The 13,545-nt window shown below is 59.6% G+C and carries 16 protein-coding genes and 1 pseudogene; 11 read left to right on the top strand and 6 right to left on the bottom strand.

Annotation, left to right across the window (positions count from 1 at the left end; genetic code table 11):
• Positions 1–356: 356 nt before the first annotated feature.
• Together ASD03_RS18585 and ASD03_RS18580 are read right to left on the bottom strand one after the other, a co-directional pair.
• Positions 357–692, bottom strand: coding sequence for an SH3 domain-containing protein (locus tag ASD03_RS18585; protein WP_082555586.1), 336 nt, complete (start codon positions 690–692; stop codon positions 357–359).
• Positions 693–729: 37 nt separating this feature from the next.
• Complete coding sequence (locus ASD03_RS18580) at positions 730–1,230, bottom strand: invasion associated locus B family protein (protein WP_057214771.1); 501 nt, start codon at positions 1,228–1,230, stop codon at positions 730–732.
• Positions 1,231–1,974: 744 nt separating this feature from the next.
• Between ASD03_RS18580 and ASD03_RS18570 the strand changes: the two genes are divergently transcribed.
• Entirely contained in the window at positions 1,975–2,754 is a 780-nt protein-coding gene (locus tag ASD03_RS18570; RefSeq protein WP_057214765.1) for an FkbM family methyltransferase, read from the top strand.
• A gap of 57 nt (positions 2,755–2,811) precedes the next feature.
• Here the strand turns inward: ASD03_RS18570 and ASD03_RS18565 are convergent, their stop codons facing one another.
• Positions 2,812–4,023, bottom strand: coding sequence for a cytochrome P450 (locus tag ASD03_RS18565; RefSeq protein ID WP_057214763.1), 1,212 nt, complete (start codon positions 4,021–4,023; stop codon positions 2,812–2,814).
• 105 nt (positions 4,024–4,128) lie between these two features.
• Here ASD03_RS18565 and ASD03_RS18560 point away from each other — a divergent pair, with 105 nt between their 5' ends.
• A complete protein-coding gene (locus ASD03_RS18560) occupies positions 4,129–5,082 on the top strand; it encodes a LysR family transcriptional regulator (RefSeq protein WP_057214759.1) in 954 nt (317 codons plus the stop codon).
• 122 nt (positions 5,083–5,204) lie between these two features.
• Positions 5,205–5,620: pseudogene (locus tag ASD03_RS37815) on the top strand (SDR family oxidoreductase); the annotation flags it as partial.
• A gap of 228 nt (positions 5,621–5,848) precedes the next feature.
• Here ASD03_RS37815 and ASD03_RS18550 read toward each other — a convergent pair.
• Positions 5,849–6,271: a DUF4168 domain-containing protein gene (locus ASD03_RS18550; protein WP_025428764.1), complete on the bottom strand. Its 423-nt coding sequence runs from the start codon at positions 6,269–6,271 to the stop codon at positions 5,849–5,851.
• A gap of 336 nt (positions 6,272–6,607) precedes the next feature.
• Positions 6,608–7,180, bottom strand: a complete 573-nt coding sequence (locus tag ASD03_RS18545) for an Lrp/AsnC family transcriptional regulator (protein ID WP_057214751.1) — start codon at positions 7,178–7,180, stop codon at positions 6,608–6,610.
• A 48-nt stretch (positions 7,181–7,228) separates the two neighbouring features.
• On the opposite strand from ASD03_RS18545, the gene ASD03_RS18540 reads away from it, so the two are divergent.
• Positions 7,229–8,401, top strand: a complete 1,173-nt coding sequence (locus ASD03_RS18540) for an MFS transporter (protein WP_057214869.1) — start codon at positions 7,229–7,231, stop codon at positions 8,399–8,401.
• 175 nt (positions 8,402–8,576) lie between these two features.
• Here ASD03_RS18540 and ASD03_RS18535 read toward each other — a convergent pair whose 3' ends face one another.
• Positions 8,577–9,278, bottom strand: coding sequence for an SDR family oxidoreductase (locus ASD03_RS18535; protein ID WP_244494255.1), 702 nt, complete (start codon positions 9,276–9,278; stop codon positions 8,577–8,579).
• Here ASD03_RS18535 and ASD03_RS40560 point away from each other — a divergent pair.
• The 7 genes from ASD03_RS40560 (at position 9,198) to ASD03_RS18505 (ending at position 13,462) form a co-directional block, all read left to right on the top strand.
• Positions 9,198–9,560, top strand: a complete 363-nt coding sequence (locus tag ASD03_RS40560; RefSeq protein ID WP_244494256.1) for a hypothetical protein — start codon at positions 9,198–9,200, stop codon at positions 9,558–9,560. The genes ASD03_RS18535 and ASD03_RS40560 overlap by 81 nt on opposite strands.
• Positions 9,561–9,566: 6 nt before the next feature.
• Positions 9,567–10,157: a L,D-transpeptidase gene (locus ASD03_RS18530; RefSeq protein ID WP_025428760.1), complete on the top strand. Its 591-nt coding sequence runs from the start codon at positions 9,567–9,569 to the stop codon at positions 10,155–10,157.
• A gap of 122 nt (positions 10,158–10,279) precedes the next feature.
• On the top strand, positions 10,280–10,414 hold the full coding sequence (locus ASD03_RS18525; protein ID WP_025428759.1) for a hypothetical protein: 135 nt from the start codon (positions 10,280–10,282) through the stop codon (positions 10,412–10,414).
• Between the two features lie 117 nt (positions 10,415–10,531).
• A complete protein-coding gene (locus ASD03_RS18520) occupies positions 10,532–11,116 on the top strand; it encodes a hypothetical protein (protein ID WP_057214748.1) in 585 nt (194 codons plus the stop codon).
• 72 nt (positions 11,117–11,188) lie between these two features.
• The gene (locus ASD03_RS18515) at positions 11,189–11,776 is read left to right on the top strand and encodes a protein-S-isoprenylcysteine O-methyltransferase (protein ID WP_057214866.1); all 588 of its coding nucleotides are present in this window, start codon (positions 11,189–11,191) and stop codon (positions 11,774–11,776) included.
• 10 nt (positions 11,777–11,786) lie between these two features.
• Entirely contained in the window at positions 11,787–12,572 is a 786-nt protein-coding gene (locus ASD03_RS18510; protein ID WP_057214863.1) for a hypothetical protein, read from the top strand.
• Positions 12,569–13,462, top strand: a complete 894-nt coding sequence (locus ASD03_RS18505; RefSeq protein ID WP_057214745.1) for an SDR family NAD(P)-dependent oxidoreductase — start codon at positions 12,569–12,571, stop codon at positions 13,460–13,462. Before ASD03_RS18510 ends, ASD03_RS18505 begins: the two co-directional genes overlap by 4 nt.
• Positions 13,463–13,545: the final 83 nt, after the last annotated feature.

The following is a 13,545-nucleotide window of genomic DNA, read 5'->3' as shown; positions in this document are numbered from 1 at the left end:
TGATTTCTTTAGGCACCAATTCCATCGCGCGGAATATGGCGAAGTTAATCCTCGGCAATCGTCAGGTGAGCATTATTATAATAATACATGCTGCATTGATGAGCGCGGAGAAACTGTCGTTTCTACAATGGCGAATGATGGCCGAGGCGCAAAGGATTGCCTTTATTACGACGCAGAGTTCCGGATGTCCATTGAAAATTCTATTTTTTTGACGATCATGGTCCGCCTGAGCAACTCAACGAGGTCCCGTGGACGCCCGAACACCCTGCAAAAGCGCGCATGCGCGTGCTCGGTTTGACGCCGGTTGAAAGGGTTTTCCGGAGCGATGTGCGACATCGACAAGGGACCGCTGACGGCTAGCCGGCGACCTCATTGCAGTAGACGCCCCATAGGTCCACCTGCCTGACATATCCAATGAGACCGTGTCGCCTGACCGTCACTTCGCACCAGGTTCCATCACAACGATCAAGCCTGAGGAGCACGCCGCCTTGCAAGCTGGCGCGCTCCGTGGCTGTCGCTGCAGGCGCGCTTCTCAGTGCTGCGTTCGAATCCAGCCAGTTTCCGACGGTGGCCATCCGTTGACCGGAGAGCAGCGCTGCCGACATCCAGCCGATAGCGCCGTCCGCGTCGCGAAGCATTCGCCAGTTGCCGGACTCTTCCACAACCCTCGAGCGGCAAACCGGGCGTGACATAAAGCCAGATGATCAGCGAGGCCATCTGGCGCTGGACTCATCGTGTGCAGCGGGCAGCACCTTTGAGGGCTGCCGTCATGCCTTTCAGTGAAAACGAATAGGTCGTTTCCGTGCCGCGGCGTGAGCGCGCATTCAGCGTCATTGTGGCGCCCGCCTTCATGGCGGCTACGAGCTCGGCATCACGGGCCTCGCGTCGCGTCCATGCGGCCCTGCCCTGCGGTGCCAGCGTGAAAGCCTTGTCGCCCACCGTGGCAGTCAGGGTGGAACCGGCCTCGAGATCATAGCCCATGATGGCTTGTGGCACATATCCGGTGGCCGGCCGCGGCGACGGCGCGACAAGGAAGAAGTTGTCGCCGTGGTCGACGTGATCAGGTTTCATCGTCGTTGGGATCGAGAGAATGTAGCAGGTGTCGCGCCCGTCATTTTTGTAGGAATACACGCCCCAGGCGCCGAAGGAGTTGAGCTTTACGGGTTGCGCCTGCGCTGAAGCGTAGGTGGTAAGGACGATAGCGCAAGCAGCAATAACTCTGGATTTCATCTTGTTTCCTTTGGCATGGACGGATCAGGCAGTGCGTTTCGACCGCACACAAGATGCGCCATTCGCGGTCGCAATCGTTGTCAAAGTGTTAACGAAAAGCACCCGAAAAAATGCCCATTGCCGCCGACCAGGCGCAAGTCCCGCGCAATGCACTGCTTGTGCCTCGCCTGACTGAGACGTGCGACCTCGATAAAAATATCGTGACCGGATTGTGTTCACTTGAGGGGTCGACATGTGGTCGGTTAGTCGCGAACATGAACGGGAGATGAACAGATATTTGATCAAAGTTTGGAACGGGCGCCCATGTTCGGCCTAACGTTCGCTTCACAATTCTCTTTGCAACCCATTGACATTGCTGGGGTCGTGGCGGTCAGGACTACCATCGCCTACTCTGACGTGTTGACGGACGTCGACATTTCGGTAACGCACGAACACGGTGTCATCTACCTGGATGGGGTGGTGTCATCCGTCCGGATGCGCGATGCGGCCCAGAAGATAGCTGCTGAAGTTACCGGTTCACCCGTCAGAAACCGGCTTTGCGTAGCACATTGACCGTTACCTTTGAAAACGTGACCGTCGGGATCGGTCACGGCATCTTGCGCCCGACGATTAGCGCTGATCACGACACCCGGCAGGTTCATTCCGCAGCAAGGGTGCGGCCATACATGGCCGTCAAACGCCTGGAATTAACGCGATCGAAAGCCGGTGATGTTAGCACTCCTGGGTTGAAAAGGGAGAGCTGTCATGCTGCCTGCACCATGGAAGCCGATTGAATCCGGTGGCCTGATCCGGCTGGGATCCGCACGCGACGGCGGTTATGTCGTTCCGAAGCGCGCCGTGCTTGCCTCAAAGCGCTTGATCAGCATGGGACTGAACGACGATTGGCAGTTCGAGAAGGAATTTCGGCAGCTCGCAGGCGTTGGCATCGTCTGCTTCGACCATTCCGTCACTTGGAAGTTCTGGCTGCGGTATTATGTCGAGCAGGTTCTGCGGCTTCGCTGGGGCAGACTGGCGCGATATCTGGATTATCGATGGTTCTTCAGCCGGCCAGGCGTCGAGCACCAGCCCATCAGAATCGGCTATGATCAACCGGGGGAAGTTAGCGTCAAGGGGCTGCTCAAGGAATTCTCCGAAGACAATATTTTCCTCAAGATCGATATTGAGGGATCTGAGTACCGGATACTGGACGATATCGTGAAATATTCGGACCGCTTTACCAGCGTCGTCATCGAACTCCACGATATCGACATACACAAAGATCGAATCCGCAGGTTTGTGGAGGGAATGTCGAATTTCTCGATCGTTTTCCTTCACCCGAACAATTTTAGCGGCACGGACGATCAGGGCGATCCATTGGTTATCGAAATGTGCCTTGTGAGGAATGATCTGCTGGACCCGGCAGCACCAGGCGAGACACGCCCCGAACTGCCGGCAAACACGTCACGCCTCCCCGATATCGAATTGCGCTTCGCTCCGGTCGGCATCAGTTCGACGGTCGGGCCGCGCCGCGATCTCACGGCTTAAGCTGACATCCACAGCATCCCAGGAGTAGCGGTCCTCATTGGTACCGCCACTCCGTACTCAGCGTTTGAACAAGGGTGTGCGAACGTGCCCCGAAGCAGCGTATGTGAGCGAGGATTCGAGTTGCTCGAACGGCAAGCCGCGACGGAGCAGATGAGCGACAGCGACCTCGACGATCAGCGGTGCGAATTTCTCTGCGGGACAGGCATGCACGCCGGCACCGAACTCAAGAAACTTTCTGTCCGCCCGTGTGATATCGAAACGATCCGGATCCGGATTTAACGCCGGGTCCCGGTTGGCCGCCGCCAGCAATACGATGATCATCTCGCCCTGCCGCACCCTATGGCCTGCGATCTTCCCGTCACGCGCCATGAAGCGAAAAGTGCTGTTGGTGACGGGATCACACCGCAAAACCTCCTGAATGAGCGGTCGCAGCAATGTCGGATCCGCGACGACCTGCGTGCGCAGCGCCGGTTGGCGCGCCAGCGCCAGGAGCGTCGATCCGATCAGAGACGCCATCGCCACATAGCCCTGAACCAGGTAGCCGATGGCGTTGACGACGACATCAGTTTCATCATCGCACCCGACCCGCCTTGCCTCGTTTGCCAGGGCGTGAAGCAACGGACCGCACTGTTGACTGTCGCGCCTGATCTTCATGACTAGCTCGAACAGCGCCTGGGCGCCGTGGTGGCCCCGTGCGAGCAGTTCTGCAGTCAATGCGGGGATCCCGGTTGCCGCGGCCGCAGCGGCGGCGCCATAATCGCCGAGCCACGCCATGACATCGCCGAAGCTGGCCTTGGGGATGCCAAGCAGTTGCGCGACAACCTGCACCGGCAACGCAAACATGAACGTCATCGTTCTATCCACGCTGAACATCTCTTGTGCGTCACTGTCGAGTTCCATGGCACGCCGGTGCGCAACGACAGCGAGCTGCCCGAGATCGACGCCACGCAAGACGCTTGCGACCGCCCCCCTCAACGTGTCGCCGACGTCGTCATCGCGCAGACGCACCAAGCGCCCGAATATCTGGCCGGCCGCACCACCCAGCAAGGCCTCGGGGATCGGTTCGCTCAAGGGGCGCGTGAGACAGATCTTACTGGTCAGAACCTCCTTGACTGCAGCCGCGCTCGCAGCCACCCACCAGCCATTTGCCTCGTCATGAAAGAAAGGCTGCTCTTGTGCCAGACGGCTATAATAGGCGGAAGGGTCGCGATGAGATGGCGCAGCACGAACATGCGCGGGTTCGTCGGGGGAAAGTATGATTGTGTTCATGGCAATACTCCTGCGTTCGGGCCAATGAGCCGCCTTGTCCCTTAATGTCCCTTGCCTTTGCATTTGTCCAAGTTATAGTATTTCTGATACCGATCAGCTTTATGCATGGCCATGGACAGCGAAGCACTGCTCACATTCGTGACCATCCACCAGGCCAACGGGTTCTCGCGCGCCGCTGACATTCTCGGCCGCTCCCAGCCCGCCATCAGCCGGCGCATTGCCCTGCTCGAAGAGGAACTGGGCGTGCCGGTTTTCGAGCGTGCCGCCGGTGGCATTGTGTTGAGCGAAGCGGGCCGCACCCTGCTCCCACATGCAGAGCGCGTACTTGCTGCGCTCGGCGATGCCTCGAGTGCAATCAAAGCCATGCAAACGAACGTCGTGGGGCGTGTCGCGATCGTCGCTGTTGGCACACTCGCCGGCACGAACCTGACCGTGGTTCTCAAACACTTCACGGCCGAGCATCCCGGGATCGAACTTGCGATCAGCACCGCAACCAGCGCCGAAGTCAGCGAGCTGGTTCGGCGGGGTGAAGCGGCGATTGGTCTGCGCTATCTCCTCGACATCGCACCGGATCTCATCTGCGAGCATGTCGCCTCGGAACCCATGGCCGTCATCTGTCACGCCGACCATCCCCTGGCGGGCAAGGAAATCAAATCTCTGACTGAGCTGCGCCATGAGACCTGGTTCGCTTTCCGCAATTCTTACGATCAGCGCGAAACGTTCGCCGACAACATCTTTGCCCAGTTTCAGGCGCGCGGCGTCGGCGAAATCCGCTGGTCGGCCATAGACAGCCTCAATGCGATGAAACGCCTGGTCGAGGCCGGCCTCGGCATTGCGTTACTGCCGGAAAGCGCGATCGATGAGGAAAGGCGCGCAGGTTCACTCGCCACGGTCGGGGTTGCAGACCTGATCGTCGCAAACCCAATTTACACGGTCACGCGTCGTGGCGGTTATCTCAGCCCCGCCACGCTTCGTCTGCTGGAACTTCTGCGACCATCTCCCAGTTTCACGGGCAAGGCTGACCTGCAACCACAGAGCGGGAGACTTGAGTCTTCGTAAGACACAATCCGGTTGGGCAGGTCCTATACAAGGACGTGAGGCTGTAGACGGTCCAGCTTAGCATTGCGGAAAAAGCTGGTGACAGCACAAGACACCTTCGCAGCGGGCGGCCACTTCCTGATGCATTCAATGTGGTTTCGCTATTCCGGCTCGCGCAGATCGCAACGCCGGAGATGGAAAAGGCCGGTGGTGGCGCCATACTCGCTATCGCATCGATGGCGGGTAACGACAAGAACAAGCGCATGGCGTCCTACGGATCGTCGAAGGCAGCCGCAAATCACCTGATCCGCAATATCGCCTTCGACCTCGGCTCCAAAAACATCCGCGTCAACGGCATCGCACCGGGCGCCACGCGGACGGATGCACTTGGATCCATGCTGAATGATGACATCGAGGAAAGGATGCCGGCGCACACGCCCATCCGCCGACCGGGCGAACCCCAGGACATGGCAAACGCCGCCTCGTTCTTGTGTTCACCAGCCGGATCAGTGGTCAGATTGTTACCGTCTCGGGTGATGGCGTGCAGGAACTGGATTGAGACAACAGGATTGAGACCGGGCTCTCCGTACGGTCAATCGCATCGAGCTGCCGTGGCCTTGGAGCCATGGCGACCTGTTCCTTGCCAATCGCCGCTTGCCGGATCGACGGACGGCAGTCCCCGCCGACCGGCGGGCACTGACATCTTTTGCCCATAGGCAGCAAGACCGAATTTCGACGGTTCGCAGCAGCGGCAATCTCACGCGATCTTACGCCCGGCGCGCTCAGCTTACTGTTGGGCTGGGGGCGTGGTTTGAATTTTTTCCTGAACCTTCTTGGCCAGAGCCGGGTCGTTTTGGGCGGCTGTCAGGATAGAAGAGTATTCCTCCACCGAAATAGCGGACGAGGATTCCACAGCCTCCACCATCTGCTTGCTGGCTTCAGTCTGCAGCTTCTCCTTTGCCGCTGCGTCCGTTGTTGCTTCTATCTTCGCGGAATACGCCTGCCGGACCTTGTCGACCTGAAGGTAAGCGACTGCAAATGCCTGGATCTTCTGATCGCTGATGGCGGCATCCGTGCCCTTGCCGGCCTGGCCCTGGGTTGGCTGCGTCTCTTGTGCCTGGGCCATTTCCAAGGCGGACGCCGGACTGAAGGCCGTGAAACTGACGAGTGTGGCGGTCAGCGATGCAATGAGTGCGTAACGATTGATCATGTCCATTCCTCTATAACGTGCCAGGCAGCAATACAGCGCCTTGCTCATTCGCCCCCAAACCGGATGAATGCGGGGCGTGGTCTGGACAATGAAACCCTCGAAAGGGCCAGGTGGGGCAGCGTCAGGGCAATTTGCTGACCATTGAACGGCAGCTTTGTGGCTTTCACCGAGCACCGAAAACGCCAGTGCGGCCCGGTCGCCTTGCAGAAACCTTGCTACGCGACTGGCTCTTAACTGCAATGCGATCGTCGGCCGCCGCCTTTGTTGGCGAGCCGGTACGCTGCGGATATCTAATGTCCAAAGCGCACCGTTTGCGGGCGCCAAGGTCGAATAGCCTCATCTGCCGCGTCCGCGATGGTCGTTGAACGCAGCGGTGCCGAATTCGACGTTCTTGGCAAGCGCCGGCCATTCGCTCGTCACGCCCGGCTGCACCGGCCGTTCCAGATAGGTCGAAAGCACGACATAGCTCCGGGTCGCCTTGACGCCAGGCGTGTCATACAGGCGCGCCAGCAGTCCTTCCAGCGCATGCGTGCTCTCCGTGCGCACCTTGAGGAGCATGCAGGTGTCCCCCGCCACCGAATGCACCTCCTCCACTTCGGGATGTTCTTCAATAGCAAGCAATGCTGGCGTCTTGCCCCAGCCGGTGGTGTCGACATGAACGAAGGCAAGCAGCGTCTTGCCGACGGCCTCGGGATCGATGAGCGCCGCCACGCGACGAATTGCGCCAGAGCGCCTCAGGCGCTTGACCCGCTCGTGCGCGGCCGGTGGCGATAGTCCGACACGGTCCCCGAGTTCGGCGTAGCTCATGGTCGCGTCCTCGACCAAGGCGCCTAATAGCTTTCGGTCCATCGCATCCAGATCACGTTCGGGATGACGCTTGCGCCGAACCTCTTCTGTATTTTGGTCCATTCTGATGTTCCCTCTTGTGGCAGAATGACATTCTGCAATTATCGCTATATGACGAATACAGATCAACATATTTCCACTAAACCTGTCGAGCGCTCCCGCATCCCTCCGTTTGCCTTCGTGTTAACGACCTGCATCGGCGTCATCGGGTCGAACTCGCTGGCGCTGGGGCCGATTGCGCCAGAAGTTGCACGCAGTCTTGACGTGGGCGCTCCGGCCGTCATGACGGCATCGGCGGTTTTCGGTCTCGGTACGGCGGCGAGCGCCATCTTCCTTGGACGTTTCATTGATCGCTACGGCCCGAGCCGAATGCTTGTGCTCGCATTGCTTCTGCTTGTGATCGGGCTTGGCGCCAGCGCGGCCGCACCGGCGCTCCCCTTCCTTGTGACAGCCCAGCTGCTGGTGGGGATTGCCGCCGGCATCGCGCTGCCGGCTATCTACACGCTGGCAGCCATTGTCGCGCCGGCGGGACGCGAGAGCGAGACCATCGGCCTGGTGTTGACGGGCTGGACGCTGAGCATGGTCGCAGGTGTGCCGTTGTCGGCGGCTATTGCCGATTTCGCCGGCTGGCGCGTGACCTTCCTTGTCGTCGCCGCGGCCGCCCTTATCGTATGTGCTGCGGTGCGGATGGCTGTCGTCCGGGATGCGCCTCAAGCGGCGGCTTCGTCGCCGTTGACGGCGCTCGGCGTTCGTGGGGCCGTGCCGCTTCTTTCCGCCTGCGCCGCTTTCATGGCCGCCTTCTATGGCGTCTATGCCTATATCGGCGATCATCTCCATGCCGCCTTGGAACTGCCCCTCAGCGCCAACGGCTTCATCGCGGCCTTCTATGGAGTCGGTTTTGGAAGTGCCGCCTTCCTCGACCGTCTGATCGATCGCCTCGGTGCCGGAAAATTACTGCCGCTCATTTTTCTCGTTGTCGCCGCAGTCTACGTTGCGATGGCAGCAGCCAGCGGTTCCTACAAAGCCATGCTGGCGGTCGTCTTCTTCTGGGGACTTGCCAACCACCTCGGACTCAATGTGCTCATCATGCGGCTGACGGCGCTCAGCCCCACCCGGCGCGGCGCCATCATGGGACTAAACAGTGGCGTCACCTATCTTGCCCTGTTCGCCGGCACACTTGCCTTTGGCAACCTCTATTCTGCGGCGAGCTTTTTTGCTCTCCCTGTTGCCGCCGGCGGTCTGATGCTTGCGGCAGCGCTTTGCGCGGCTCTTGCACCGCGCTAGAGCATGTCGCGCAAAAGTGCACAGCGGTTTTGCGATGAAGACATGCGCAAAAACAAGAGCTTAGAGCGCAGCAAGCGAATCCGAGAGATCGCGACGCGCTTTAGCGGCCATCGTCGTTCGACCAGTTGGAACGCCGATCAGCGTATAAGCGGGATGGGTTGCCGAGGCGCCTGGTCTAATGCGCGGTGTAGGCGCCATCCACCAGATGGTAGCTACCGGAGATGAAGCTCGCTCGTTCGGACAGGAGAAAACACACAAGAGCTGCAACTTCGTCCGGCGTGCCGCGTCGGCCCATGGGCTGAAGCGCCTCCAAGCGTCGGTTGCTTGTCAACTCGGACTGCTCGGATAGCAGTGGCGTTTCGATCATGCCAGGCCCGACCGCATTGATTCGTACGCCCCTTTTTGCATACTCGATCGCGGCGACCTTCGTCAGGCCGACAACCCCGTGCTTGGCTGCGGTGTATGCCGATGCGGTCGGCAGGCCGACGGAGCCCAGAATCGACGACATGTTGACGATGGATCCACCACCCTGCGCCGCCATGGCGGCGATCTCGTACTTCATGCAATAGAACACGCCGTTGAGATTGACGCTGATCAACCTTTCCCACTCGTCTACCGGGTAATCAGCCGTCGCCCTTCGAATGCCGTCGATTCCGGCATTGTTGACCGCCAGATGCAGCCCCCCGTGTGTCTGGACAACGGTTTCGACCAGCTTCGCCACGTCGCCGGCTTTGGCGACATCGACCTCCACGGGGAAGGCCGTCCCGCCAGAGGAACAGATCTCGTTGGCGACCGCTTGCGCCGCATCGGGATTGATATCCGCTACGACGACTTTCGCCCTTTCTGCGCCAAGCTGGCGGGCAACCGCGGCACCTATCCCAGACCCTGCGCCGGTTACAAGCGCGACTTTGCCGGCGAAGCCAAGCTCCATTCTGTGTATCCTTATTCAAGAGCCCAATCGACCAGGGACGGACGCAAGCTGCAAGCAGTTTCATCAATTGTGGCGTGCTTTGTCAGCCTGCACCTGCGAAACGCGAAGTGCAATGGTCTTTACTCTTCCTGCACTACTAGTTTTCTCCTCGGAAAAGCGAAGAATAGCGACTTGGCCAACGAACGCTTGAGTGTTAAAGACGAAACAGTGCTCACCGATTACTCGTAGGTGGATATGAACAGTAACCGCGTTACCCGGCGGGCGATCCTGCTCGGCAGTTTGGCTTTAACGGCATCTGGATGCACATCAACGGCACAACGATTGGGCGAGCCCATCTTTTCTGCTTTCGGAGGTGGCCCGTCTTCCCGCTATCGGCGTCGAGATGTGGCTTATGACGGAGGTGAGCCCCCTGGGACGATCGTCGTCGACACCACGGAACGCTACCTATACCTGGTTGAAGGCGGTGGTCGGGCCATCCGCTACGGCGTCGCTGTCGGCGAAGATGGACGCACGCTCAAGGGCCCGGCGTCAATCGGGCGCAAGGCCGAATGGCCGTCCTGGACGCCGACCGAAAGCATGATGGAGCGCAAGCCGCATTTACGGCAATATGCCGGAGGCGTCAGCGGTGGGAACCATAATCCACTTGGCGCAGCCGCTCTTTATCTCTATCGCGGCGGGCAGGATACCATGTTCCGGCTGCATGGAACAAACGAGCCCTGGACGATAGGCCAGGCAGTATCGAGCGGATGCGTCCGCTTGACCAATGAGGATATCGTCGATCTGTACAACCGAACTCCCGTTGGGGCCAAGGTTCTGGTCATCTGATCAAGCTTTTATGCTCGCCGACGCAAATTGTGTTCTTTTTGCACTAGGCGAGAGCGAAGAACGCCCTATTAATATAAGCGTTGCCTTTGATTCCCATTCCGCATAGAGGAGAGGACTTCTTGATGAGCAGAAATCTAATCATGATCGTTACCTTGCTTTCCGTCGTCGGCCTGAGCGGCTGCGATACTATCGGTAAAGGCAAGGGTAAAGCCCCGCCGCCGGTCGAGTCGGCCGAACCGGCACCAGTCTATAAGTAATTTGAACTTCTGATGGGTGGGGAGGGCTAGCGCCCTCCCCACGTCATCCCAACCGGCCGTAAAGCTGCAAGGCTCGCCGGGCTGTGCTCATCGGAGTTCAGGAGATATTCCACAGTGATGCCGCATATGATTGGCCGACTAACACTCGTGGCAATGCTCGCGTTTGCGACGGCTGCCTGCGAATCAACTGATAAAAAACCCGAACCGCGTTTTGTCTCGAGTACCAGTGGCGCACCTGCCGTGAGCGCAGGCGTTGCCCGGGAAGCCGGTTACTTTATCGAATTCAGATCCCGATACGCCCTAAGCTACGGCCATACCTATGTGATTTTCGGGCGCACGGATAAGGCGGGTGCGATGATTGATCCCGAAGTCGCGGGTCTTGCACCGGCCGGTACCAGCACAACTCCCTATGTCCTCGGTCACTTTTTGCCCGTACCGGCCGAAACCGGTGCCAGCGACGGTGATCTTGAGGAGGCATACAGGTCAGCAAGCTGGCGCGTCATGCTGACCGAAGCGGAATACAACAAGACCGTTGCCTACATCAGGCAGCTTAAAGCCAAATCGCGCCTCTGGCAGGCGTCGGTTTACAACTGCAATGCGTTCGTCGCAGATATCGCACGTTCCATGGGATATCAGACGCCCAGCATCTGGCTAAGGCCGCAGCAGTTCGTTACAAAACTCCGGCAGATGAACGCGGGCTAAAGGCGATCGGTCCGGCGTTTCGCGCCCAATCGATCGTATATCGCAGAAAGGCTTCGGTGACTTGAAGTGATCATATCGATCGCCGCTCTGGGCAAAATCGTGTGGGTAGTCGGCATCATCGCCTGGTACTTTATTCGTGTGCCGTTCGAACGCCGGGCAAAGCGCGTGCAGGTCGTCAGCACCCGCCGCTCGCCGGTTGACATGTTCGGGCTTGCGTCCGGCCTCCTTGGCCTGGCGATCATCCCAGCTTTCTACGTTGCCACCGGAATGCCGGGTTCCGCCGACTATTCGGCCCGTCCGTGGGCCATCGTGCTAGGCGCAGTCATTTTTTTCTTTGCCCTGTGGGTTTTTCGCCGGACACATAAGGAGCTCGGTCGGAACTGGTCGATCACGTTGGAGATTCGTGACAAGCACGAGCTGATCTCCGGCGGACCGTACGCCTTTGTTCGCCACCCGATGTATACGTCCTTCATGCTGATGGGTCTCGGTCAGGCCTTTCTGCTGTCCAATTGGGTGGCAGGGCTGGCGGGCTTGCTCGGGTTCGCGGTGCTTTTTTTTCTAAGGGTGGACAAGGAAGAGCGTATGATGCTGGAGATTTTCGGGCCGCAGTACCGTGACTACATGCAGCGGACCAAGCGAATCGTCCCGTATCTCTATTAAAGGTGACATGATGCGAGGCCGAGCCATCAAGCTTTCGGTGCCACGGCGCCTTGTCTGCGACCTGATGCGGTTTTCGATCGGGGTGCCGCGCGTTACCGTTCAGCGGCAAATGAACCTCGACCCGCTGCAAAGGGCGAGAATCGCCCAGACCAGCAGGCCGTCTTGGACCGTGCTGTTCTTGAAGGGATACGCGCTTCTTTGTCGGGAGACGCCGGAATTCCGGCGTGCATACGTCAAGCTCCCCCGACCTCAGCTTTATGAATACCCGGAAAGCGTGGCGTCCATTGCGCATGAACGCGAGCATGACGGCGAGCGGGTGGTCCTGCTCAGCAAGATCAAGTCTCCGGAGCGCCTCCCGATCCCTGAACTGGCCGCCCTGATCGATGCGGCGCGGTCGCGCCCGGTGGCGGAGATAAAGGAGTTTCGGCGCGCGCTGAAGATTGCCCGCATGCCGGGCCCATTCCGTTGGCTGCTCATGTGGCTGGGACTCAATCTCGGCGCGCGGCGCGCCCACTACTTCGGCACCTTCCAACTGTCGGTCTATTCGGGCCTCGGGGCGGAATCGCTCAATCCCCTGACCCCCCTCACCACCCTCTTCAATTACGGCCCCATCGCCGCGGACGGCACGGTCACCGTACGCATCCACTACGATCACAGGGTCATGGATGGTGCCAACGTCGCGCGCGCGCTGGAGCGCTTCGAAGCGATCCTGAACGGTGATGTTGCCCAGGAAGTGTTGGGTCTTTCTCAAGACGAAGCCGTTCGCACGCCCTTGCTGTCGCGGAAGACCACATGATGGTACAGGCCGAATTGCGACCGGCGGTCGTGGTCATTGGAGCCTCGCGCGGTATTGGTCGGGCGATCGCCAAAGTTGCCGCGCGAGAAAAAGCACCCGTCGTACTTGTAGCGAGATCCCACGACGATCTGGTCGCAGTGGCGAGCGAGATTGGGGAGGCCGGCGGCGAAGCATTCGTGCTGGACCTCGACCTGTTCTCGGCCGATGCGGCGGCGCGCCTGGGGGATTTCCTCACGGCAAACAACCTTTGCTGCGACGTCCTGGTCAACAGTGCCGGCTACGGTTTGCGGGGGGCGGCAACGACACTCCCCGTCCAGGATCAGTTGGGGATCATCGACCTCAACATCCGCGCGCTTACCGACTTGTCTCTTCATTTCCTGCCGGGGATGGTGGCGCGCGGTCGCGGCGGCGTCCTCAACCTAGGCTCCATTGCCGGCTTCATGCCCGGCCCTAACATGGCGCTTTACTACGCAAGCAAGAGCTACGTGCGCTCCTTTTCCGAGGCCCTTCACCAGGAATTACGCCGTACCGGCGTCACGGTGACATGCGTTGCTCCCGGTCCGGTATCGACCGAATTCCTGCAGCGATCCGGCGCCGATCGCGTGCCGCTTTTCAAGGTCCTGCCGAAGCTTGATGCCGACTATGTCGCCGAGCGCGCTTGGCGCGGGTTCAAGTCGGGGCGGCGTCTCGTCGTGCCGGGAATCTCCGCCAAACTTGCGGCGTTTGCCGCAGCGTGGCTGCCATCCGCAGTTATGTTGCCATTGATCGGCCGATTGCAACGCCGCAGCAATGATCCCTGCCCTTGCGGCTCCGGCATAAAATTCAAGGATTGCTGTGGCACCCGTTCGCGTCGGGATGGCTTGCGGCAAAACACCCCTCTAAACCGCTGATCGGTTTGACACCGTCGAAAAATGCGCCTTCGGATCGCCTCCGGATACGGCAACCAATGTGAGGGGTGCCGTTTGCGAATGCG

This window comes from Ensifer sp. Root127, assembly GCF_001425225.1.
Lineage (GTDB): Bacteria > Pseudomonadota > Alphaproteobacteria > Rhizobiales > Rhizobiaceae > Ensifer > Ensifer canadensis.
Note: the sequence above shows the minus strand (reverse complement) of the source record. Positions and strands in the feature narration are given on the sequence as shown.

Bases quoted from the DNA above. Each gene is read 5' to 3' on its own strand.
- ASD03_RS18565 (WP_057214763.1), bottom strand. From the start codon at position 4,023: ATGAACACAATCATACTTTCCCCCGACGAACCCGCGCATGTTCGTGCT.
- ASD03_RS18505 (WP_057214745.1), top strand. From the start codon at position 12,569: ATGATGGTACAGGCCGAATTGCGACCGGCGGTCGTGGTCATTGGAGCC.
- ASD03_RS18545 (WP_057214751.1), bottom strand. From the start codon at position 7,180: ATGGACCAAAATACAGAAGAGGTTCGGCGCAAGCGTCATCCCGAACGT.
- ASD03_RS18510 (WP_057214863.1), top strand. From the start codon at position 11,787: ATGCGAGGCCGAGCCATCAAGCTTTCGGTGCCACGGCGCCTTGTCTGC.
- ASD03_RS18570 (WP_057214765.1), top strand. From the start codon at position 1,975: ATGCTGCCTGCACCATGGAAGCCGATTGAATCCGGTGGCCTGATCCGG.
- ASD03_RS18540 (WP_057214869.1), top strand. From the start codon at position 7,229: ATGACGAATACAGATCAACATATTTCCACTAAACCTGTCGAGCGCTCC.
- ASD03_RS18530 (WP_025428760.1), top strand. From the start codon at position 9,567: ATGAACAGTAACCGCGTTACCCGGCGGGCGATCCTGCTCGGCAGTTTG.
- ASD03_RS18580 (WP_057214771.1), bottom strand. From the start codon at position 1,230: ATGAAATCCAGAGTTATTGCTGCTTGCGCTATCGTCCTTACCACCTAC.
- ASD03_RS18550 (WP_025428764.1), bottom strand. From the start codon at position 6,271: ATGATCAATCGTTACGCACTCATTGCATCGCTGACCGCCACACTCGTC.
- ASD03_RS18525 (WP_025428759.1), top strand. From the start codon at position 10,280: ATGAGCAGAAATCTAATCATGATCGTTACCTTGCTTTCCGTCGTCGGC.
- ASD03_RS18560 (WP_057214759.1), top strand. From the start codon at position 4,129: ATGGCCATGGACAGCGAAGCACTGCTCACATTCGTGACCATCCACCAG.
- ASD03_RS18520 (WP_057214748.1), top strand. From the start codon at position 10,532: ATGCCGCATATGATTGGCCGACTAACACTCGTGGCAATGCTCGCGTTT.
- ASD03_RS18585 (WP_082555586.1), bottom strand. From the start codon at position 692: ATGTCACGCCCGGTTTGCCGCTCGAGGGTTGTGGAAGAGTCCGGCAAC.